Annotated in this window: 23 protein-coding genes; 14 read left to right on the top strand and 9 right to left on the bottom strand. The window is 36.7% G+C overall.

Translation table 11 applies throughout. The annotated features are described in order from the left end of the window. The first annotated feature begins 4 nt into the window (after positions 1–4). Both ASE92_RS05400 and ASE92_RS05395 read left to right on the top strand, forming a co-directional pair. Complete coding sequence (locus ASE92_RS05400) at positions 5–502, top strand: YMGG-like glycine zipper-containing protein (RefSeq protein WP_056849026.1); 498 nt, start codon at positions 5–7, stop codon at positions 500–502. Positions 503–588: 86 nt separating this feature from the next. Further along, positions 589–927 (top strand): Dabb family protein, encoded by a 339-nt coding sequence (locus ASE92_RS05395; protein WP_056849025.1) that lies wholly within the window; start codon positions 589–591, stop codon positions 925–927. 333 nt (positions 928–1,260) lie between these two features. Here the strand turns inward: ASE92_RS05395 and ASE92_RS05390 are convergent, their stop codons facing one another. Further along, positions 1,261–1,512: a hypothetical protein gene (locus ASE92_RS05390; RefSeq protein ID WP_056849024.1), complete on the bottom strand. Its 252-nt coding sequence runs from the start codon at positions 1,510–1,512 to the stop codon at positions 1,261–1,263. 2 nt (positions 1,513–1,514) lie between these two features. Beyond that, positions 1,515–2,216, bottom strand: coding sequence for a DUF3291 domain-containing protein (locus ASE92_RS05385; RefSeq protein WP_056849023.1), 702 nt, complete (start codon positions 2,214–2,216; stop codon positions 1,515–1,517). A 114-nt stretch (positions 2,217–2,330) separates the two neighbouring features. Here ASE92_RS05385 and ASE92_RS05380 point away from each other — a divergent pair, with 114 nt between their 5' ends. The 8 genes from ASE92_RS05380 to ASE92_RS05345 all read left to right on the top strand — a co-directional run bounded on the left by ASE92_RS05380 (position 2,331) and on the right by ASE92_RS05345 (position 8,575). Continuing rightward, complete coding sequence (locus tag ASE92_RS05380) at positions 2,331–2,810, top strand: GAF domain-containing protein (RefSeq protein ID WP_056849022.1); 480 nt, start codon at positions 2,331–2,333, stop codon at positions 2,808–2,810. A gap of 10 nt (positions 2,811–2,820) precedes the next feature. Continuing rightward, positions 2,821–3,426 (top strand): DNA-3-methyladenine glycosylase, encoded by a 606-nt coding sequence (locus ASE92_RS05375; protein WP_056849021.1) that lies wholly within the window; start codon positions 2,821–2,823, stop codon positions 3,424–3,426. 53 nt (positions 3,427–3,479) lie between these two features. Then, positions 3,480–3,968: a pyridoxamine 5'-phosphate oxidase family protein gene (locus tag ASE92_RS05370; RefSeq protein ID WP_056849020.1), complete on the top strand. Its 489-nt coding sequence runs from the start codon at positions 3,480–3,482 to the stop codon at positions 3,966–3,968. A 65-nt stretch (positions 3,969–4,033) separates the two neighbouring features. Next, complete coding sequence (gene kynU / locus ASE92_RS05365) at positions 4,034–5,329, top strand: kynureninase (protein WP_056849019.1); 1,296 nt, start codon at positions 4,034–4,036, stop codon at positions 5,327–5,329. 3 nt (positions 5,330–5,332) lie between these two features. Continuing rightward, positions 5,333–6,193 carry a bestrophin family protein gene (locus ASE92_RS05360; protein ID WP_056849018.1) on the top strand — a complete coding sequence of 287 codons (861 nt, stop codon included), beginning with the start codon at positions 5,333–5,335 and terminating at the stop codon, positions 6,191–6,193. Then, complete coding sequence (locus tag ASE92_RS05355) at positions 6,193–7,095, top strand: histone deacetylase (protein WP_056849017.1); 903 nt, start codon at positions 6,193–6,195, stop codon at positions 7,093–7,095. Before ASE92_RS05360 ends, ASE92_RS05355 begins: the two co-directional genes overlap by 1 nt. Before the next feature lie 23 nt (positions 7,096–7,118). Next, positions 7,119–7,802: a pseudouridine synthase gene (locus ASE92_RS05350; RefSeq protein ID WP_056849016.1), complete on the top strand. Its 684-nt coding sequence runs from the start codon at positions 7,119–7,121 to the stop codon at positions 7,800–7,802. A 38-nt stretch (positions 7,803–7,840) separates the two neighbouring features. Then, positions 7,841–8,575: a hypothetical protein gene (locus ASE92_RS05345; RefSeq protein WP_056849015.1), complete on the top strand. Its 735-nt coding sequence runs from the start codon at positions 7,841–7,843 to the stop codon at positions 8,573–8,575. Between the two features lie 67 nt (positions 8,576–8,642). Here the strand turns inward: ASE92_RS05345 and ASE92_RS05340 are convergent, their stop codons facing one another. From ASE92_RS05340 to ASE92_RS05330, 3 genes are all read right to left on the bottom strand, one after another. Then, positions 8,643–9,998 (bottom strand): MATE family efflux transporter, encoded by a 1,356-nt coding sequence (locus ASE92_RS05340; RefSeq protein ID WP_056849014.1) that lies wholly within the window; start codon positions 9,996–9,998, stop codon positions 8,643–8,645. A gap of 136 nt (positions 9,999–10,134) precedes the next feature. After that, on the bottom strand, positions 10,135–10,761 hold the full coding sequence (locus ASE92_RS05335; protein ID WP_056849013.1) for an RNA-binding domain-containing protein: 627 nt from the start codon (positions 10,759–10,761) through the stop codon (positions 10,135–10,137). Between the two features lie 8 nt (positions 10,762–10,769). Further along, positions 10,770–11,255, bottom strand: coding sequence for a PaaI family thioesterase (locus ASE92_RS05330; protein WP_056849012.1), 486 nt, complete (start codon positions 11,253–11,255; stop codon positions 10,770–10,772). A 374-nt stretch (positions 11,256–11,629) separates the two neighbouring features. Here ASE92_RS05330 and ASE92_RS20720 point away from each other — a divergent pair, with 374 nt between their 5' ends. The 3 genes from ASE92_RS20720 to hemF all read left to right on the top strand — a co-directional run bounded on the left by ASE92_RS20720 (position 11,630) and on the right by hemF (position 14,186). After that, positions 11,630–11,842, top strand: coding sequence for a coproporphyrinogen III oxidase (locus tag ASE92_RS20720; protein ID WP_082454911.1), 213 nt, complete (start codon positions 11,630–11,632; stop codon positions 11,840–11,842). 98 nt (positions 11,843–11,940) lie between these two features. Continuing rightward, positions 11,941–13,170 carry an MFS transporter gene (locus ASE92_RS05320; RefSeq protein WP_056849010.1) on the top strand — a complete coding sequence of 410 codons (1,230 nt, stop codon included), beginning with the start codon at positions 11,941–11,943 and terminating at the stop codon, positions 13,168–13,170. Positions 13,171–13,292: 122 nt separating this feature from the next. Then, positions 13,293–14,186 carry an oxygen-dependent coproporphyrinogen oxidase gene (gene hemF, locus ASE92_RS05315; RefSeq protein WP_056849009.1) on the top strand — a complete coding sequence of 298 codons (894 nt, stop codon included), beginning with the start codon at positions 13,293–13,295 and terminating at the stop codon, positions 14,184–14,186. A 293-nt stretch (positions 14,187–14,479) separates the two neighbouring features. Here hemF and ASE92_RS05310 read toward each other — a convergent pair whose 3' ends face one another. The 3 genes from ASE92_RS05310 to gyrA all read right to left on the bottom strand — a co-directional run bounded on the left by ASE92_RS05310 (position 14,480) and on the right by gyrA (position 19,440). After that, complete coding sequence (locus ASE92_RS05310; protein ID WP_056849008.1) at positions 14,480–15,625, bottom strand: lipopolysaccharide assembly protein LapB; 1,146 nt, start codon at positions 15,623–15,625, stop codon at positions 14,480–14,482. Positions 15,626–15,734: 109 nt separating this feature from the next. Beyond that, entirely contained in the window at positions 15,735–16,823 is a 1,089-nt protein-coding gene (locus tag ASE92_RS05305) for a lipopolysaccharide assembly protein LapB (RefSeq protein ID WP_056849007.1), read from the bottom strand. A gap of 25 nt (positions 16,824–16,848) precedes the next feature. Further along, entirely contained in the window at positions 16,849–19,440 is a 2,592-nt protein-coding gene (gene gyrA / locus ASE92_RS05300) for a DNA gyrase subunit A (protein WP_056849006.1), read from the bottom strand. A 310-nt stretch (positions 19,441–19,750) separates the two neighbouring features. Here gyrA and ASE92_RS05295 point away from each other — a divergent pair, with 310 nt between their 5' ends. Then, the gene (locus ASE92_RS05295) at positions 19,751–20,962 is read left to right on the top strand and encodes a TCR/Tet family MFS transporter (RefSeq protein ID WP_056849005.1); all 1,212 of its coding nucleotides are present in this window, start codon (positions 19,751–19,753) and stop codon (positions 20,960–20,962) included. Here ASE92_RS05295 and ASE92_RS05290 read toward each other — a convergent pair. Next, positions 20,959–21,723, bottom strand: a complete 765-nt coding sequence (locus ASE92_RS05290) for a hypothetical protein (RefSeq protein WP_056849004.1) — start codon at positions 21,721–21,723, stop codon at positions 20,959–20,961. The genes ASE92_RS05295 and ASE92_RS05290 overlap by 4 nt on opposite strands. Between the last annotated feature and the right edge of the window lie 9 nt (positions 21,724–21,732).

Raw genomic sequence — 21,732 nt, 5'->3', positions numbered from 1 at the left:
AGTTATGAAAAAGATATTCGTAGTAATCGCATTGAGTTCAGTAATGTTTGCTTGTAACAATAAAGCAAAAGAAGAAGCTGCTTTAAAACAGCAAGAGGCAGAAAAACAACTTGCCATAAAAGCAGTTAAAGATAGTTTACGTTTAGATAGTTTTAAGAAAGCCGAAACAGCTAAAGTAGAAGCTGAAAAAGAAGCTAAACATCAGGCAGAATTGGCAGAAGCTAGAAGAGCTGGTGCAGCATCATCTAAATCATCAAGATCTTATGCGAGTTCAGGTGGTAGCAGTTCTAGTTCTTACGGTGGTACACAACCAACAGCTAAGAAAAAAGGCTGGAGCGATGGCGCAAAAGGTGCGGTAATTGGTGGTGCAGCTGGTGCAGTTGGTGGTGCTTTAATTGATAAGAAAAAAGGTAGAGGCGCTATTATTGGTGGTTTAGTTGGAGCCGGTGGCGGTTATTTAATCGGTAGAGGTGAAGATAAAAAATCAGGTAGAGTGCAGTAATTTTAAAAATAATATTTACTTTAAAGCGGCTAATCATAGCCGCTTTTTTTATGCCTAAACATTTTAAATTTTAAAATCCCTTTCAAATGATAGAAAATACTCAGCTCAATAAACAAAAAGTTCAACATTTCGTATTGTTTTGGTTGAAGCCACAATTGACAACCGAAGAAATTAATGATTTTGCTAATTTTTTCGAGAGTTTAAAGTCTATCAAATTGATTAAAAGCTTACACTATGGATTATCGGCGAGCACACCCGCAAGATCAGTTACGGATAATTCTTTCACCTACTCATTAACAATTACTTTTGATAGTATCGACGATCATAACGTTTACCAGGAACATGCGACTCACTTAAATGCAGTTGAAAAATTTTCCAAAAACTGGTATAGGGTAGTGGTTCATGATACGATCATTAATTCATGAATTGCTAGGCATAATCTAGTCTTTTTTATGTCCCAAAAGTTCTACATCCAAAGATTACACTGAAGGTTGAATCCCCAGTAATTAACTAAAGTGTTTTTGATTATCATATCGAACATACCGATGATAATGACCGACATCCCAAAAATTTGGCGAAATAACCATTCGAAATATTATTCTGACTGTTTAATTAATTTACTGATAATCAATAAATTATTAAGATTCATATCAACTTTTAATTTACCTCTTTCGTATTATAATAGTTAAAAATTGCCCAATCTTCAGAATATAATTTTGAATATAAAATTAATCTATTAATTATCAGATAGTTATGTGTTAAAATTGATGCCTTTTATAAGCTAAAGTAAAATCAGTTCGCATAATTTTAAACCGATCTACCACCGACGCAATAAACTCTTCGTCTAAGATTTCAAATACATCATTAACGCCACCTCCACTTAAATCTAACTCTGCAAGTTTATAGCTTTGCTCAAAAGTTCCCTGTTCAAATTTTACGATGTATTTTTGATTCATGGCAAAAATGCTAATCTTACATTCCGGATGTGGAAGTTCTGCGATTACTCTCATGTTTAAACGTTATTTATTGTTGCGATTGATAAGCCGTTAAGCGTTCCGTTGGTTTCGATAATTTCAAATCGAGCAAATAACTCTTCTGAGTACCATTGCCGCTCTCTTGTCAATTTGATTACGTCAGAATGATCGTGGGATTTATAAGCATAATTTTTCATGGATTGTGCATCTGTCCAGATGGAAAACGTGGCTTGATCTAAGAGTGGATTTTCACCGACTCCGGCCGATAATATAAAGCCGTCTGCTTTTCTCATTGCCGCTGCTGCTCTTTTAATGTTACTTCTAAAATCTTTAACCTTGCTAAATTTAATGGCCGCTCGGGTAATTACGGCAATTCTATCAGTCGATCTTATTGAATTTTTACTAACGACAAAAGGTTGTTTTCCAGACCATAATCCGTGTGAAGATAAAGGGTTAAGTAATATAGTAAACTCTTCTGATCCAAATAAACGGAACCACTTTATCGGTAAAGATTTTTTGTAAAAAGCGTCGCAATCTTGCCGAGTTTCCCAATTTGTTAAGATCGCCCAATGTCTAAAATCTGGAGGTAAGTCAACCTGTGCATCTTTGCCGCTGCCCATTAATTTCCAGAATTTACATTTGGTGTTTAACCATAAAGGGATTCTTAAAATCGCCATTCCCAAAAATGCGAATGGTATTGTAATCCTATTAAATTTGGTAATGGTTAAGGCAACAATCATACTGAAGGTTTATGTGTTTCAAAACTAACAAAATTAAGATTGTGCTTCATTCAATTTTTTGTCATTATCAATTAATTGAGTAAAAATCAACAAAAACCTCGTTAACTTTGGGTCATGGCAGAAGACTTAACTATCATCAAAACCGCTACGAAAGCTGAACAATATCAATCGTTAATTCCTCAAATCGAAGCTCTTCTTGCGGGAGAAACAGATTTCGTGGCGAATATGGCGAATGTTGCGGCTGCATTAAAGGAACAGTTTAATTGGTTCTGGGTAGGGTTTTACCTAGTTAAAAACGGTGAGCTTGTTTTAGGTCCATTCCAAGGTCCTGTGGCCTGTACCAGAATCAAGAAAGGTAAAGGCGTATGTGGTTCATCATGGGAGAAAAATAAAACCCTAATAGTGCCCAACGTTGATGACTTTCCAGGACACATTGCTTGTGCTTCCGCATCAAAATCAGAAATTGTATTACCACTAATTAAAGGTGATAAAGTAATCGGTGTTCTAGATGTTGATAGTGAATTTTTAAGTCATTTTGATGAAACAGACCAAGCTTATTTAGAGCAGGTAATATCCATTTTGTTAGACAAATAGTTTATTCATATTGAAGCTACCTGAAGAATACTATCTCAATGAAGATGTCATTAAATTAGCAAAAGATTTGCTGGGTAAAGTCTTATTTACTAATGTTAATGGTGATATTTCTGGAGGCATCGTTGTAGAAACTGAAGCTTACTTCGGCATCAAAGATAAAGCGTCGCATGCTTATGGTGGCAGAAGAACGAACCGAACAGAAACGATGTATGCCAAGGGCGGCATTGCATATGTTTATTTATGTTATGGCATACATAACCTGTTTAACGTGGTAAGCGCCAACATTAACGATCCTCACGCAATCTTAATCAGGGCAATTGAGCCTTTAATAGGCAAGGAGATTATGGAAGAACGCCGCAATATGCCGTATACAAAGGCCGCCATATCCTCTGGTCCAGGCTCGGCTGCCAAGGCCCTCGGTATTGACGGTTCTTTCAATGCTAAATATTTAACCGGAGATGATGTTTGGATAGAAGATCATCATAATACTTTTAAAGACGACGAAATTGCAACAACGCCCAGGGTAGGCATTGCGTATGCTGAAGAACATGCTCTACTGCCACTACGATTCTTCGTTAAGGGCAATAAATATGTGAGCAAACCAAATAAGATCTAGCTTCAGTCAAACATTTCATCCTTCCCGCTGTTTTCTTTCAAAGATCTAAAATCATGAAAAACGAAAAAAATATAGCGATATTAAAAGAGATGGCGGAAAGTGTTCGCACTTGTATGTTCACCACTTTTTCTGCTAACGATGAGCTTGGTAGCAGACCAATGGGAACCGCAAAGATTGAAGATGATGGGAGTATTTGGTTCTTTACGAACGAATATTCATTAAAATCTAAAGAAATTTCAAAAGAAAATAATGTGCTACTGGCTTATAGCGATCCGTCCAAAAACACTTATTTAACAGTAAAAGGACAAGCAGAGTTGGTTGATGATCAGGTGCGCAAAGAAGCATACTTTTCCCCGTTTGTTAAGGCTTGGTTCCCCGATGGAGTGGAAGACCCTAGATTGATTCTTATAAAAGTTACACCAGCTGAAGCTGAATATTGGGATTCATCATCTTCAAAAATTGTAGTGCTGTTTAGTATCTTAAAAGCTGCTGTGACGGGAGATACACCGGATTTAGGCAAGCACGACACTATTAAATTCTAGTTTAAGATACATCTATAGAAAGCAGGATTGGAAACAATACCTGCTTTTTTTGTATTATTGAGGCAATGAAATTAGAAAATACATTAGCTTTTGCAAATGCTTTAGATCAGAAAGACCAGCTCAAAGAATTTAGAGCCCAATTTCTTTTTCCAAAGTATAAAAATAAATCATTTATCTACATGTGTGGCAATTCTTTAGGGCTTCAACCTAAAATTGCTAAAAAGGTATTAAACAATCAATTGGATAATTGGGCAAATTATGCGGTAGAAGGTTGGTTTGATGGTGAAGAGCCTTGGATGTTTTATCATAAGGAGCTTAAACGGCTGATGGCACCAATTGTTGGCGCATCGCCAGCAGAGGTTTGTCCGATGAATACCCTTACTGTTAATCTACACTTGTTGATGGTCAGTTTTTATCAACCAAAAGGAAAAAGATTTAAGATCATCATGGAAGGTGGAGCATTTCCCTCTGATCAGTACGCAATAGAGAGTCAGGTGAAATTTCATGGGTTCGATCCTAATGATGCAATTATCGAAGTATTTCCTCGTGAGGGAGAAGATACGCTCAGAACTGAAGATATTTTGGCCAAGATTACCGAAAATGGAGAAGAAATAGCTTTAGTGCTTTTCGGCGGAATAAACTATTACACCGGACAATGGTATAATATGGAAGCCGTTACTAAAACCGGGCATAACGTTGGTGCAATAGTAGGTTGGGATTTAGCACACGCCGCAGGTAATGTTCCTGTTAAACTTCATGATTGGGGAGTAGATTTTGCTTGTTGGTGTTCTTACAAATATCAAAACTCAGGTCCTGGGGGAATTAGCGGGATTTTTGTACATGAAAAACACTTTCAAAACGACAAGCTTAATCGGTTTGCCGGTTGGTGGGGTTATCAGGAAAGTAAGCGTTTTAGAATGGAAAAAGGCTTTATTCCTGAAAGTGGAGCAGATGGATGGCAAGTGAGTTGCACCCAGGTAATGCCTATGGCTTTATACCATGCATCGTTGCAAATATTTGAAAAGGCAGGTTTTATTGATACCCTGAGAAAGAAAAGTATAGATTTAACTAATTACTTAGAATTCGTTATCAATGAGGTGAATAAGGAATTAAATGACGAGCAGTACAAAATAATTACACCGAAGAATTCTAAAGATCGTGGTGCACAGCTTTCTATCATTGCAAAAAATAAGGGAAAGGTAGTTTTTGATGGATTAGTGGACGCCGGTATCTTGGGCGACTGGCGTGAACCAAATGTACTACGCTTAAGCCCGATTCCTTTATATAATTCCTTCGAAGATATTTATTTAACAGGCAAGGCACTCATTGAAGTATCCGAAAAGGTATTAAGAGCTATATAACTTATGATCCACTATAATCCGAAAGATTGGTTTACATTTATTTTTCACATTCATAAGGGTGATACCTTTCGAAAGTTATGGCCCTTAATGATCAGCATGGCTATTTTTTCTGCCTTTGTAGCATTTCTTGAGCTTAACATATTCAAACTTTCAAAAAGTGATTATGTAAGCAATATCGGAATGATGCACAGCTTGTTGGGCTTTGTAATTTCAATGCTTTTGGTATTTCGTACCAACACCTCTTACGATAGATGGTGGGAAGGAAGAAGACTTTTGGGTTCATTAACAAATGTTAGTCGCAACTTTGCAATGAAAATAAAAGCACTCAAGTTGCCAGATGATGAAGTTAGATTTTTTGAATATGGTATTCCCAAATACGCTTTTGCATTAAAAGAACACCTTCGTGAGAAGAAATATTTTGGTAAAAACAGTTTCCTGATTGAGGTAGAGGAAAGCAAGCATATTCCAAATCAAATAGCAAGCAGTATGATCTCCCGACTGTATGACTTAACACGACAAGGGTTGATTACACAAGAACAGCTGATTGTTTTAACCAACGATGTAAACCAATTTACCGATATATGTGGCGGTTGCGAACGTATCAAAAACACACCAATTCCATTTTCTTATAGTGTTTTTATTAAAAAATTCATCTTTGTATACGTGCTCACCATTCCGATAGGTTGGGTTTTTAGTTTAGGATATTATTTGGTGTTAATCGTTCCTTTTATACTCTATGTATTAGCGAGTTTGGAGCTTATAGCTGAAGAAATAGAAGACCCATTTGGTTATGATCCTAATGATTTACCGGTAGATCAAATCTCAAATAATATCGAAAAACATATTGAGGAGATTTTGAGTTAATGATTAAAATTGCCTGGCACCCGCTATATGCTCACCCGCTACCAGAAGGTCATCGGTTTCCAATGCTTAAATACGAATTGATCCCCGAGCAACTGTTACATGAAGGGACGATTGAAAAGGATAATTTATTTTATCCAGAGAAGGTAGCAGAAGACATCATTCTTCTATCACATGAAAAATCGTATTGGGAACAGATTCGAGATTTAACGCTATCTGCGAAAGACCAGAGAAGGGTTGGTTTTCCGTTAAATGCTCAATTGGTTGAGAGAGAATTGCGCATTACACAAGGTACAATTGATGGGACCGGGTTGGCAATGGAAAACGGAATTGCCTTTAACATAGCCGGCGGAACGCATCACGCAGGTAGTAATTGGGGAGAAGGTTTTTGCTTGTTAAATGATCAAGCGATTGCTGCTAATTATCTGTTATGTAATGAGATAGCAAACCGTATATTAATTATTGATTTAGATGTTCATCAGGGTAATGGCACCGCTGAAATTTTTCAGAATAACTCAAATGTATTTACTTTCTCTATGCATGGAGATAAAAATTTTCCCTTCCGCAAAGAAATTTCAGATTTAGATGTACCTCTTGATGATAATATTGAAGACGACGCCTATTTGTCTTTACTAGAAACGAATTTAAAGTCTGCTTTCGAGCGCTCAAAACCGGAATTTGTTTTTTATTTATCTGGAGTTGATGTACTGTCTACAGATAAATTAGGAAAGTTGTCATTAAGTAAAGCTGCTTGTAAAGAACGGGATAAAATGGTACTCATGACCTGTAAAAATAACAACCTCCCCTTACAGGTCAGTATGGGCGGCGGTTATTCTGCCGACATTAAAGATATTGTAGATGCGCATTGCAATACTTATCGTTTAGCTTTTGATTTATTTAGTTAAAGCAATATCCTTATCTTCACCGAATGTTGGAGATAATTTATCAGGATGAACATTTGATTGCCATTAATAAACCTCATGGTTTATTGGTACATCAATCTTCAATTGCCAGAGATGCAACAGAATTTGCGCTGCAAATGCTGCGAGATCAGGTTGGGAAGCACGTTAGTCCTGTGCATAGGTTAGATAGAAAAACAGGCGGTATCTTATTGTTTGCGTTTGATAAAGAATCCGAAATCGCTATGCATCAACAATTTATGAATGCAGAAACTGAAAAAAAATATCTAGCTATTCTTAGGGGTTTCACGCCAGAAGCGATGAATATTGATTATCCTTTGGCTAAGGAGAATGGAACAATGCAAGATGCTTATACCGCATTTAGAACCCTATCACATTCCGAGATTAATGTTCCTTTCGGAAAACATTTAACCTCCAGGTATTCACTGGTAGAGGCGACTCCGAAAACAGGACGAATGCACCAATTGAGAAGACATTTCAGTCACATCCTTCATCCAATAATAGGAGATAGAACCCACGGATGCAACAAGCAAAATAAACTTTTCTTAGAACATTGGAACATGACAACCATGCTGCTACATGCATCAGAATTGAGTTTCATCCATCCTAAAACTTCAACAAAAATCCATTTAAAGGCCAATCTACATGATGAATTTAAAAGAGTGATGAGTTTTATGAAAATGGAACTTTAACACAATTTTTATCCTGAAAAACTGTTTATAAATCATCTATGAATCAATACCTACGTTTAGCTTTCCCAATTTTAGCGCTTTTTGCCAGCAGTTGTTCTTCAGTTTATATGCCCAATGTACCCAATACACCCATGTTAAGCAAGCAAGGTGAATTTAGTGGTGGCGGGCACATTTCCCTAAAGGGCAATGCTAGTATTAACGGCGCTTATGCAGTTTCAAATCATATAGGAGTGCTATTTAGCGGCTCAAGAATGAATAGTGAACGAAAATCAAAAGATTTCGGGCACAAGCTGATTGAAATAGGTGGTGGCTATTTCGATACCTTCGGACCAAATAATAACCGAATTATCGAGATTTATGCAGGTGTTGGCAAGGGTTGGAGCGATATCACCTTTAGGGATTACAAGAATGATGTTTTAGTGAGCAGTGAGTTGCAGGAAGTGGATTATAGGAAGTCGTTTCTTCAGGTTAATTATAGTTCAAAAAAGAAAAATAACTTAAGGTTATTTGGGAAAGAATTTCCGATTAATTATGGAACGGCCCTTCGAATAAGTCACGTTAAGATGGACCGATTCTTCTTGAATGGGGTAGTACAGCCTAAAGAAGATAATGTTTTCTTCGAACCTATCTTTTTCACTAGAATGGGCTTGAACAAAAATATTCAATTACAATATACCACGAGTAGTAATTTTGGCTTAAAGAATAGAGATTACATGTCTGCCGGGAATTCGATTTTTACCATCGGTGTAGTGGTAAATGTTGGGGGTAAATAGTGGTTTTAGTAGGATAGAAGTGATAAAGCTATTATATCAATAACTTATGATCTCAAACATCAGGATATTAACCAGCCAATTGCTTTGTTTTATTTTGAAATCTCCAAAACAATAGGATAGATGCAGTTAGCAATCCGAAGGTTAATCCATACCATATTCCATTTACGCCCAGGCCAAAAGTAAAACCAAGCAAATAACCAATAGGTATCCCGACAACCCAATAGGCTAAAAATGTGATGAGTGTTGGCATATTAACATCGCCAATGCCTCGAAGTATACCCAAACCTACAACCTGAGTTCCATCAAAAAGCTGAAAAAAGCCAGCAATAATAAGCAGTTGACCAGCTATCGCCACAACTTTTAAATCGTTGGTATAAATAAAAGGCATCACCTGGTGTGCAGCCACAAAAATTATTGCTGTCAAGCTCATAAACAACAGAATAACGTGATAACTGGCTATTGCAGATTTACGGAGGTCGTTGAAATTCTTTTTTCCAAAATTATTTCCCGTTTTAATTGTCGCCGCCGATGCGATTCCACTCGCAATCATATAAGTCATTGCAGCCAGGCTAATGGCAATCTGATGAGCGGCCTGTTCAGTTGCGCCGATTGTGCCAATTAATATTGCCGCACCACTAAATGCGCTAATTTCGAACGAATATTGCATGGCCACGGGTGCACCAATTTTTATGATTTTAATAGCGGTAACTTTATTAATAAAAGTAATTTTGAAATTGACCAGATACTTTTTGAAATGAGGAGATCTCAAAACGTAAATACCCATCACTATTGCCATTAAAAAACGATCGATAAAGGTACTTAAACCTACACCGCTAACACCCATTGGCTTTAAGCCAAACATTCCCTTTACGAAAATGATACCCAAGGCAATGTTGAGCGCATTACCCCAGATAGAGACGAACATGGCTTGTTTGGTAAAGCCTAAACCCTCTGCAAACTGTTTAAACGTTTGGAAAATAAGTAATGGAATAATAGATATAGAGAGCCAGCCTAAGTAAGGCTTGGCATAATAAACAACTTCCGGGGTTTGTTTCAAATGATCGATGACAAGCAAAACACCAAAATGCACCAATATATAAAGTACTATACCGACAATTATATTGATGATTAAGCTATTGGACAATAATTTACCACACTCTTCATCATTTTTGCGACCATTTTCCTGGGCAATTAAGGGCGTTAGGCCATAAGATATTCCTAGGCCAATTACCATAATCAAAATGAAAATGCTGTTCACCAATGATACAGCAGCAAGCTGGGTAGTATCGGTAAAGTGCCCAACAATAACACTATCGGCCATGTGTACCAACGTATGGCCAACTTGTGAACCCACAATTGGGAGGGCCAAATGGAGATTTTCTTTATAGTAAGGTTTGTATTTGGCGTAAATTTTAGAAAACATAAGTTTGCAAAGTTCGTCTTTTTAAACTTCAAAAAGAGATCTGTAAGACGTTAATTTATATGATTTGCTCTGCGGTAACAGAGAAATTTAATCAGAGATAAGGTTGAAGGGACAAATTGAAAGTTTCCGGATAGCTTTATACCGCTACAAAATATTCTTCTTTTTCTGATGTGTAAGCTTTTATCACATTCGTAAGTATCAAGTTTACTAGAATTTTCTGTGCCTTCCGATAGGAGCACCTCAAAAGTTTGCTAAATTCTTTTAATGTAATCCTGTCATGATCGGCTAAATATTGTAACAGGACTTTTTCGTTATCAGAATAAGAAATGAGAACGCCCTGATCTTTATGGTCATTTTTTAATACTTCGACAATTATTTTACTTGCCAAAACAGTTTTATCATCTATGCGAATATAAGCCCACCATTTGTTCTGATCATCTAGGGCGTAATGTGGTTTGAGATCACTCTCTGGAATATTGACAATCAAAACTAATTTATCATCAATGTAGATCTCCTCAAAGAAAGGTTCTATTGCTGGTTTGCAAAACTGATGAGCAGCGGTTAAAATCATATATTTCTCTTCTTCTTCTGATTTTACACCCTTGATGGTGCCATCATCAGCCACACCAATCAATAATTTTCCACCCTTATTATTAGCAAAAGCAACTAAGCTTTTAGCGATTTTTTCGGTGTTGGTAATTGTTTTTTTAAAATCGAGCATAACGCCCTCACCCTGTAGAATCAAACTTTTAATACTCGGCATGTCAACAATTAGTAAGCAACTCTTGGCGTTTCGCCTTGGTGCAGGTTTCTGATATAAACTTCATTCATCACGGTAGCACAAAGCTCTCCGTTTTTGTTTGTAATTTCCATAGGATATGCTTTTACAAACTTCCCTATGGTTTTTAAAGCGTGTTCAGCCTCGGCAATCATTTCGTCGTTAACACGGATTGTAAAATACAGATTGCTACGCCCAGGTTTTAAATATTGAATGGACGCACTTTTTAACCAAACTCTAACTTTGAAGCCCCTACGCTGCATTAATTGATCAAATAAAAGTGCATAAAATGGATCGGTTGCGGCATATATTGTTCCCCCAAAGATGGAACCATTATAGTTTTTATTTAAAAAGCTTTTACTTAACTTAACGGTACAGCTTCTAAAATCATTTTCAAATTTTTGAACCCAAATGCGCTGAAAAAATAAAGGGGGATAAAAGCGCATTACCCATTTCAAGGTATTTTGAGAAATAATCATACTTCCTAATATCAGAAAGATTTGGCAGCTTTTAAAGTTTACTGTGCATGTTTTGATAATTATTAGGTAAATAAAGGCAGCACAAGTTTAGTTCGATAGGTTGGATGTGATACAGTTTGATAGCGTCGCTTACTTTAATTTTGCAAAACAACGAAGTTCTTACGCTTAAAAAAAAGAGGCTATCTCACGATATCGCAACGTTTTAGCTAGATATCACTGCTATCTGGTACGAGATTTATGCTACTAGTCATCTACTTTTTCGACCAAATAGCTTGTAATCAGCAACATAAAATCGCATCTTAATGTTTCTGAAGAAAAAAAATAAAACCAAATGATTTCAAGGTTGTTAAGATTACAGATAACATTAAAAAACTATGAAAAAAATAATTTTAAGTCTTGCTTTTGCTGGTACGATAATGATTGCCACATCAGCATGCAATTCATCTAAAAACATGGCTGGATCATCAGACAGTACTACGATGGATTCTACAACAACAGCTCCAATGGATACAACCTCGACAACCACGCCGACAGATACATCCAAAACGATGCCGCCAGATACGACAAAAAAAATGCCTCCTATGTAGGAAAATAAAAGCCGCTCCAGTAAAGCGGCTTTTATTTTTATAAACTATTTTATTTATTTGAGCTTATTTGTACTTTCAGCAGATAAACCAAATATTAAATGAAACCTGAATTAAAAGCGAACAATCGAAATGTAGTTTTTTTAGTTATTGTAGCTGCTCTTGGCTATTTTGTAGATATCTACGATCTTGTTTTATTTTCCGTTGTACGCGTTCAAAGTTTAACTGAAATTGGTGTTTCTGCAGAAAATATGCAGTCTGACGGTTTTTTGATTATTAACTCACAAATGTTCGGGCTATTGCTTGGCGGAATACTATGGGGGGTTCTGGGAGATAAATTGGGCAGAATCAAAGTTCTTTTTGGCTCAATACTTTTATATTCTTTGGCGAACATCGCCAATGGCTTTGTTACCACAGTTAATAGTTATGCAATCATTAGGTTTATTGCAGGTATAGGTTTGGCTGGAGAACTTGGCGCTGGCATTACCCTTGTAGCCGAGACGATGGATAAGGAGAAACGTGGATATGGAACGATGATTGTTGGTGCGATTGGTTTACTTGGAGCAGCGGTAGCAGCAACAGTAGCTTCAAAATATACCTGGCAAACTTCTTATTTTGTTGGTGGGGGAATGGGTTTAATTCTTCTTCTACTACGTGTTGGCACTTTTGAATCTGGAATGTTTAAACATGCAACCAATACAGATGTATCTAAAGGAAACATCTTCATGCTCTTTAATAACAAAAAGCGGTTCTTAAAGTATTTATACTGTATATTAATCGGTATTCCATTGTGGTTTGTTGTAGGCATATTGGTTACGCTGGCTCCAGAATTTGGCAAAGCTCTAGGCGCAACAGAACCATTAAAAGCTGGGACCGGGATTATGTTTACTTATTTCGGCATCGCCATCGGAGATGTAGTTACCGGATTACTCTCGCAGGCACTTAAGTCGCGAAAAAAGACCGTGTTCATTTTTCATTTATTATCAGTTATAAGCGTGGTGGTATATTTAACTAGTTTTGGTTTAACCAGTAGCGCATTTATTTGGATCTGTTTATTTTTGGGTTTTTCAGTTGGATACTGGGCTACTTTTGTAACTATAGCTTCAGAACAATTCGGAACAAATATCAGAGCAACAGTAACCACTACCGCACCTAATTTCGTGCGTGGCGCACTTATTCCAATCACTTTTCTGTTTGAATTTTTAGCGAAAAGATACAGCTTAATCACTGCTGGATATTTAGTGATGGCTATCTTAACCATTATAGCAGTTTTTGGATTAAGTCAGTTAAAAGAGAGTTTTAGCAAAGATTTGGATTACCTGGAAGAATAAATCTTTAAAGGAGCAAATCGGAGAGCTGCTAATAGTTAATGTCAACAAAATGTACTATCTAAACATAAATCCCTTTAGCTATTTCAATAGGGTTAAATTTGTGTGTATTTAATAATTCCACCATGTTTAAAGAAGAAGTAGCAGAACGTTATAAGCAAATACAGGATGAGATTTGTAGAGGTTTGGAGATTGCCGATGGCAAAGGGAAATTTGCAGAAGAGCTTTGGGAAAGAAATGGTGGGGGAGGTGGCCGCACCCGAATTATGCAAAATGGCGCTATTATCGAAAAAGGTGGTGTTAATTTTTCTGCAGTTTACGGAAAACTTCCTGAAGCAGTTAAAAAAGCCTTCCAAGTTACAGAAGATGATTTTTTTGCTACCGGTGTTTCAATCGTAATCCACCCGAATCATCCTTTAGTGCCGATTATTCACATGAATATTCGCTATTTTGAGCTTAATGAAGAAACACGTTGGTTTGGTGGAGGAATAGATTTAACCCCACATTATGTTTTCGAAAATGACGCCCGCTTTTTTCACCATAAACTAAAACAGGCCTGTGACGAGTTTAGCACAGATTTTTATCCAAAATTTAAAAATCATGCTGATGATTACTTCTTTATCAAACATCGAGAAGAAACACGCGGTATAGGTGGTATTTTTTACGATCGGTTAAAGCCAGAAAACACCAATTTATCTTGGGAGGAAATTTTGGATTTTTCGGCTAATGTGGGTGAAACTTTTTTGCCGATCTACACAGAATTGATTGACAGAAATCGGGACAAGGATTTTACAGAAGCACAGAAAAACTGGCAATATCAGCGTCGAAGCCGTTATGTTGAATTTAACCTGGTTTACGATTCAGGAACGAAATTCGGTTTAGAGACTAATGGTAGAATAGAATCGATACTGATGAGTTTGCCACCACAGGCTAACTGGGGCTATAATGTTCAACCTGATGTAGATTCTGATGAATATAAAACACAGCAATTTCTGAAAAAAGGCATTCACTGGGTTTAAAATTGAGGATAATTTATTAAGCATTTAGAGAATCCTCCAATGGAAATTTGTATTTAAATAAATGGTGCCGGATCTTTCAGCAATTAATTCTAGCTCACTACAGTATTAATGCAAATGCTCTAAAATATGTTTCCAGTATTTATTTGTTATTTGATAGATTTCCAGAGTCAATAATGCTATCAAGAACAAAATAGCTGCGCCTTAATTTTTAAAATACAATTTGTCCTATAATTAATATTATGTTAAGTTGATACTTATAACCATCCTACTCTTAGAGCAATTAATTAGGAAAACTAAAGCTCTTGGAGTTTACGATTCAATTCCTGCACCTTATCAATTGCATTCTTTTTGGTATAGATATTAACCAAAAGCTGAACTGTCTTTTTATCGTTAGGATTTATTTCATTAGCACGTTGCAAAGCAAACTGTGCTCGGTTAATTAGATTATTATATTTCGAATCTTTATCTGCCTCATTCTTACTCAATGTTTCATTTGCGCTATTTATGTAAGCCAAACTCATTTGATAAAGTGCATCAAAATAGTTTTGATCTGTATCAAGCGCTTTGTCGTAGGCTAGAATTGCCGTAGAGTTGTTGCCGCCTATTTGTTGCAAATAACCGTAAAGAAAGTATAAAAGTTTATTTCCTTTTTCAACTTTCAAATTACCTTCAATAAGCGCTGCAGCTCTGGTGTAATTTTCGGTATCTAGTAAAAGATTGATGTAATCGTTGGTTAAATTTCTTTGATAAGGATTTTTTACTAAACCATCTTCTAAAGTTTTAATAGCAGTTTCATTATCATATTTGCCTACATAAAGTTGTGCAAGTTTCTGAAACATGGCCGCATTTTGAATTCCGTTCTCTTTAGCTCTTTTGAAGTAGTTGATAGCTTCGTCATAATTCTGGATATTCAAAGCACAAATCCCGGTGTTTAACGCTAAGGTGGTGTCAGCGGGAAAAGCATTGCTTACTTCCTTCAAATCCGTATAGGCTTCGGTAAAATCGTTGTTAAAAAAAGATGCATTAGCTTTCTCTTGTTTTTTAATTAAAATATTATGATGTGATGCCTTTATTAAGCCTGAATTGTCTTCGTACTTATCCAAGCCCCTCGCCTGCTTGATTGCACTGTTGGCAGCATCGTAAAATTTATCAGCATTTGCTTTATCTAAGTCGATTAACGATGCGTAAGATGTAAGGTAAGATTTTATCGCCCAGGTTTCTGCCCAGTTTTTTGTTTTATTGTCTTTTTCTGCAGATTCTATTGATTTTAATCCCTCTGTAATTATGGCCAGTTGTTTTTTTTCGTCTTCTTTATTTGCAATTGAAGCTTGCAATTTTCCAACAGAATTCCTGGCGATTAATATTTGACTTTTCTGAGCTAAAGCATTAAGTGAAGTGAAAAATAAGAATACTAATAATAACTTTGAACCGCTTTGCATAAGATAATTGTTGTATAATTATTGATTAAAAACTGCTAATGCTGTAAAAATAAACAAAAAAAAAAGAGTCCCGATAAAATCGGGACTCTTTTTTAGAATTATGAGATCTTTATTGTTTCGGAAGCGCATCTAAACGTTTCTTGATATCCTCATAATTTTTGGTATCATTTCTAAATCCATAAATAGTTTTTAAGGTCTCCAAAGCACCAACATTTTTGGAATCAATTTCTAAAGCTTTTTTGTAATAAGGCAACGACTTATCTAACAAACCGTTCATTTTGGCAGTTACATCATTAAACTCTTTTACTTTTTTAGCATCAATTTTATTTCTATCATTTTGAAGCTTTAAGGCCTGAGAAAAATAAATGTTTCCTAATAAAACCTGATAACTCGCGTTATTTGGCTCTTTCGAGGCCAAAGAATTTAACATTTGCTCAGATTTTGCTGCATCACCCCTATCTATATAAATTTGGGTTTCAGTTTTAATGAGCTCTACATTTTCAGGATATTTGGCAGCTGCTTCTTTAATTATAGCTAAAGCAGCAGTAGTATCTTTTTGCTTACGTAGAGTGATATCAACCAATTCGTTATACAAATCTGATGATTGTGGCGAATTTAATGAAATTACTTTCTTAAATTGTTGAACTGTCGCAGGCCAGTTTTCAGTATTTCTTGCTGCAATACCAGCATTTAGATACATTGCTGTATCCTGTGGATTGATTTCTGTAGCTTGAACAAATTTAGTGTATGCAGTTTTGTAATCTTTTTTGTTATAAGCCATCACACCAGCATTTCTAACTGCATTAGCGATGTTGGTTTCTGCCAAAGCAAAATTGTCTTTCTCAGCACCTTTAGTATCGATCTTTTTACCCTCAACAATAGCATCTTGAGCTATCTTTAGATTAGCATCTGCGTTAGCAGCATCAACAGTATCGATAATCGCTGCAGATGAAGCAAATAAGGCACGGTAAGACCAAGCTTCCGGCATTATTTTAGACTTTTCGTCGGCTATCGCTTTATCTGTATGCGCTAACCCAGCTTTAATCGCTTCCATCTTTTTTGGTAATGGCGTGCTAGCACCTTGCGAGGTTAACTGGAAAATACCCCACTTCTTTTTTGCTTCGTTAACTTCGCTTTTCTGAGCAAATACAGAGCTTACTGCTCCTGCTAAAATTATACCTAGAAATACTCTTTTCATAATATTTATTCTAATCGTTATTTAGTTAATTTTCTTCTTCCGTTTCATCCTCTGAGTCCGTTTCATCGTCATCTGTTTCTTCAGCTTCGGCAGTATCTGGCTCTATTTCTTCACCATCTGTTACCACTACATCAGCTAAATCTACTGTTTCTTCCTCATCTTCCTCGTGGTCGATTTTTGTTACAGATGCTATTTCATCATCACCCTTAAGTGAAATTAAACGAACACCTTGAGTAGCTCTGCCCATCACCCTCAATGCAGAAACAGGAATTCTGATTACAATTCCAGATCTGTTGATGATCATTAAATCTTCGCTATCCGTAACGTCTTTAATCGATACTAATTGTCCTGTCTTTTCAGTAACGTTAATGGTTTTTACTCCTTTACCGCCACGGTTAGTCACACGATAATCTTCAATATCGGTCCGTTTTCCGTATCCTTTTTCTGATACTACTAACACTGTAACCTCTGGATTGTTTACAGCAATCATGCCAACAACTTCATCTTTGTCGTGAGCCAATCTAACACCGCGAACACCGGTTGCCGTTCTACCCATCGGACGAACAGTACTTTCGTTAAAGCGAATTGCTCTTCCTGAACGTAAAGCCATAACAATTTCGCTTTGTCCGTTGGTTAAACATGCTTCTAGTAAAACATCACCTTCGTTAATGTTTATCGCATTAATACCGTTAACACGCGGACGAGAATATGCTTCAAGAGAAGTTTTCTTAATGGTACCTTTTTTAGTACACATGATGATGAAGTTATTCTCTAGGTATTCCTGATCTTTAAGGTTCTTAACTTTGATATAAGCCTTAATTTTTTCGTCTTTTGGAATATTGATGATGTTTTGAATGGCTCTTCCTTTACTGGTTCTTGATCCTTCAGGAATTTCGTAAACCCTCAACCAGAAACATCTTCCGGCTTCGGTAAAGAATAACATATAGTTGTGGTTGGTAGCTACCAGCATGTGCTCAATGAAATCTTCATTTCTAGAGGTACTGCCTTTTGATCCTTTTCCACCTCTGCCCTGCGCTCTAAATTCTGTTGCTGGTGTACGTTTAACATAACCCTCATGAGAGATTGTGATCACTACTTCCTCATCATCGATGAAATCTTCCATGCTCATGTCCTCCGCAGAGTGAACAATGGTCGTTTTACGTTCATCACCAAATTTCTGTTTTACTTCTTCTAATTCATCCTTGATAATTTGCATACGCAAACCTTCATCAGCTAAGATAGATTGCAAATATTCGATGGTTTTCATCAATTCAGCATACTCTTCTTTAATCTTATCACGCTCTAGTCCTGTTAACCGACGCAATGTCATATCCAGAATAGCACGGGCTTGAATATCGCTTAAGCCAAATTTCTCCATTAAACCTACGCGGGCTTCTTCTGGAGTTTCCGATGCACGAATTAATTTGATTACTTCATCTAAATGGTCTAAAGCAATTAAATAACCCTCTAAGATATGAGCACGTTTTTCAGCTTCTGCTAGTTCATATTTCGTACGGCGAACAACAACATCATGGCGGTGATCTACGAAATGTACAATCAGGTCTTTTAGATTGAGCATTTGCGGACGACCTTTTACCAAGGCAATATTATTTACACTGAAAGATGTTTGTAGAGCGGTGTACTTGTATAGATTGTTCAAAACAATCGACGCATTTGCATCGCGTTTTATTTCGTAAACGATCCGGATACCATCTTTGTTAGATTCATCTTTGATGTTTGAAATACCTTCCAGTTTTTTCTCGCCTACTAATTCAGCCGTACGCTCAATCATTTGGGCCTTATTAACCTGGTAAGGAATTTCGGTAACAATGATTACTTCTCGGTCTCGAAGGTTCTCAATCTCAGCTTTAGCACGCATTACAATACGTCCACGACCAGTTTCAAAAGCCTCTTTAACACCAGTATAGCCATAAATAATACCACCTGTCGGGAAATCTGGAGCTTTTACAAACTTCATTAATTCCTCAATGGTAATGTCTCTGTTATCAATGTAATTTACAATACCTTCAATACATTCGGTTAAGTTATGTGGCGCCATGTTAGTGGCCATACCCACCGCAATACCACTAGATCCGTTAACCAAAAGGTTAGGGATTTTTGCGGGTAAAACTGTTGGTTCCTGTAAAGTATCATCAAAGTTTAACTGAAAATCTACCGTATCTTTGTTGATATCAGCAAGCATTTCTTCGGCAATTTTTGAAAAACGTGCCTCCGTATAACGCATTGCTGCAGGTGAATCTCCATCAATGTGGCCAAAGTTTCCTTGTCCATCTACCATTGGGTAACGTAAGCTCCAATCTTGAGCCATACGAACCATGGTAAAATATACAGATGCATCACCATGTGGGTGATACTTACCCAAAACCTCACCCACAATACGGGCAGATTTTTTATGTGGTTTGTTACTGGTTACACCAAGATCGAGCATACCGTAAAGCACCCTGCGGTGAACCGGTTTTAATCCATCGCGTACATCAGGCAAAGCCCTTGATACGATTACCGACATTGAATAGTCAATGTAGGCCGATTTCATCTGCTCCTCTATATTAATTTGGATGATTTTGTCGTTTTGTTGATTCTCTAAATCTTCTGCCATAAATTATTATTCTCGTTATCAAAAACGATATTTAAAAAAGCTATTGTTATAACCTTGCGAATTTAGCAAAAATATGCCGAAATAAGGCATTGTGGAAAAGTTTTGGCCTTTAGTTCGGCTCATCAAGTCATTAAATGTTTTTAATTCTTTTAAGCGTAGTTTAAATTGATTTGTCTTTGATTAAATCAATTGTATTATCAATAGATAATCTCAACAGCTCATCTATTTAATCTGCCCTGTCGGTTTTAACTTAATTATAAGCGGAGATACTGCATTCAAAATTATATTTTTGTGCTAAATCAATCTTAACATGGCCAAGGAAAGAAAATCTGCAATAAGTTTTATCATGATTACCCTACTCATTGATTTTACGGGTTTTGGAATAATTATTCCTGTTTTGCCAAAATTAATCCAGGATTTTACAGGTGGTGGCTATGGTTTAGCAGCAGAATATGGTGGATGGCTTACACTCGCATATGCTTCGGTACAGTTCATATCCTCTCCTATTATCGGGGCCTTAAGTGATCGTTTTGGTAGGAGGCCAATTTTATTAAGTTCGTTATTCGGATTAGGGATTGACTATATTTTTCTGGCGTTTGCACCATCAATCGTTTGGTTATTTGTTGGAAGAATCATCGCTGGGATTACTGGTGCGAGTTTTACCACAGCACAAGCTTACATTGCAGACATATCTTCACCCGAAAAAAGAGCTCAGAATTTTGGTTTGGTAGGTGCAGCTTTCGGAGTTGGCTTTATTCTGGGTCCTGTTTTAGGTGGTATCTTTAGCCATTTTGGAACACGGGTTCCATTCATGATTGCGGCAGGTTTGTCGCTCATTAATTGGCTTTATGGATATTTCATCTTACCAGAATCTTTGCCATTGGATAAAAGAAGACCGTTTGAATGGAAAAGAGCGAACCCAGTTGGGTCTCTGATCAGCATTGGGAAATATCCTGCCTTACTCGGTTTAATGGTCACATTATTCCTTTTGTATTTTTCGAGTCATTCAGTTCAATCGAACTGGACATTTTATACGATGGAAAAATTTAATTGGGATGCCGCCTGGGTTGGCTACTCTCTGGGCTTCGTTGGTCTTGTCATCGGTATTGTTCAGGGTGGCCTGATTAGAATTATCCTTCCGAAAATTGGTGAAAAGCGGGCGGTTTATATAGGTCTGTTACTTTACGTAGTTGGATTTACGGCTTTTGCATTTGCCTCTAAAGGTTGGATGATGTTTGCTTTTATGCTTCCTTACGGATTGGCAGGAATTGGCGGACCGGCAATGCAGGGAATTATTTCCAATCAGGTGGCAGGAAATGCTCAAGGAGAGATGCAAGGTGTTTTAACTGGATTGCAAAGTTTGGCTGCCATTATTGCCCCGTGGGTGATGACTCATATTTTTGCTTATTTTATTGAAGGAAATGCTCCGGTATATTTTCCTGGTGCGCCTTTCATTTTAAGTGCAGTGCTTACCCTGATTGGGTTTTTTATTGCACTTCGGTCTTTACAGAAATATCATTAGTTACGAGCCTGTAATACTTTGAATTCGTTTACCACCATCACAACATTATATATAAGCAGTACAACAGCTTCGATGTTAGCTACTTTTTCAAGCGCTTTGTTAAAGGCTGATGAAATGATCAGTCCGAAAACGATTAACACAATTGATATGAAAAATGATAATTTGATGGATCGATAAAGCATTGATAACCTGAAAACGGTCTTCTTTTTAAAAAGCACCGGATCTTTGATCAACTCAAAAATATTTCCAAATACGAAAAATAAGATCAAAATTACAGCGACACCCGAAAGTGTACCTTGATTGAAATTAGGAATGACCAGATAGCCCTGATAAATAAAATAGGCAACGATGAGAATACAGGCCAGTGCCTTAAGTAGTTGCCAGTTTTTTCCTTTTGTAAGCCAAGATAACCAGGGTGCTTTCGTGGCTTCTGCCCCATCTTCAATCTTCATTCTCAATTCAGGCGATAAATTTACAAAGGGATTTATGATGCTGATAATCAAAATTAAAACGGTACTAACAAACTGGAAAATACCATCTGAGATCAAGACATGCACTTTCTCTTGATCTAAAACAGCTGGGGAAAAAAAGGATATTAGTATTAATAGAATAATCACAGAGTGAAAAAATAGCGGGTAATAATTTTGAATTGGATTATTTTCTATTCCAGAATTTTCGGGGATAGTTAGTTTATTGGCATCACTATCAAGGTATCTGTTTAACCACTGAATGCCAAAAAAGAGAACGAAGATGGAGAACATTGTTGTTTT

The sequence above is a fragment of the Pedobacter sp. Leaf41 genome (genome assembly GCF_001422545.1).
Classification (GTDB): domain Bacteria; phylum Bacteroidota; class Bacteroidia; order Sphingobacteriales; family Sphingobacteriaceae; genus Pedobacter.
Note: the sequence above shows the minus strand (reverse complement) of the source record. Positions and strands in the feature narration are given on the sequence as shown.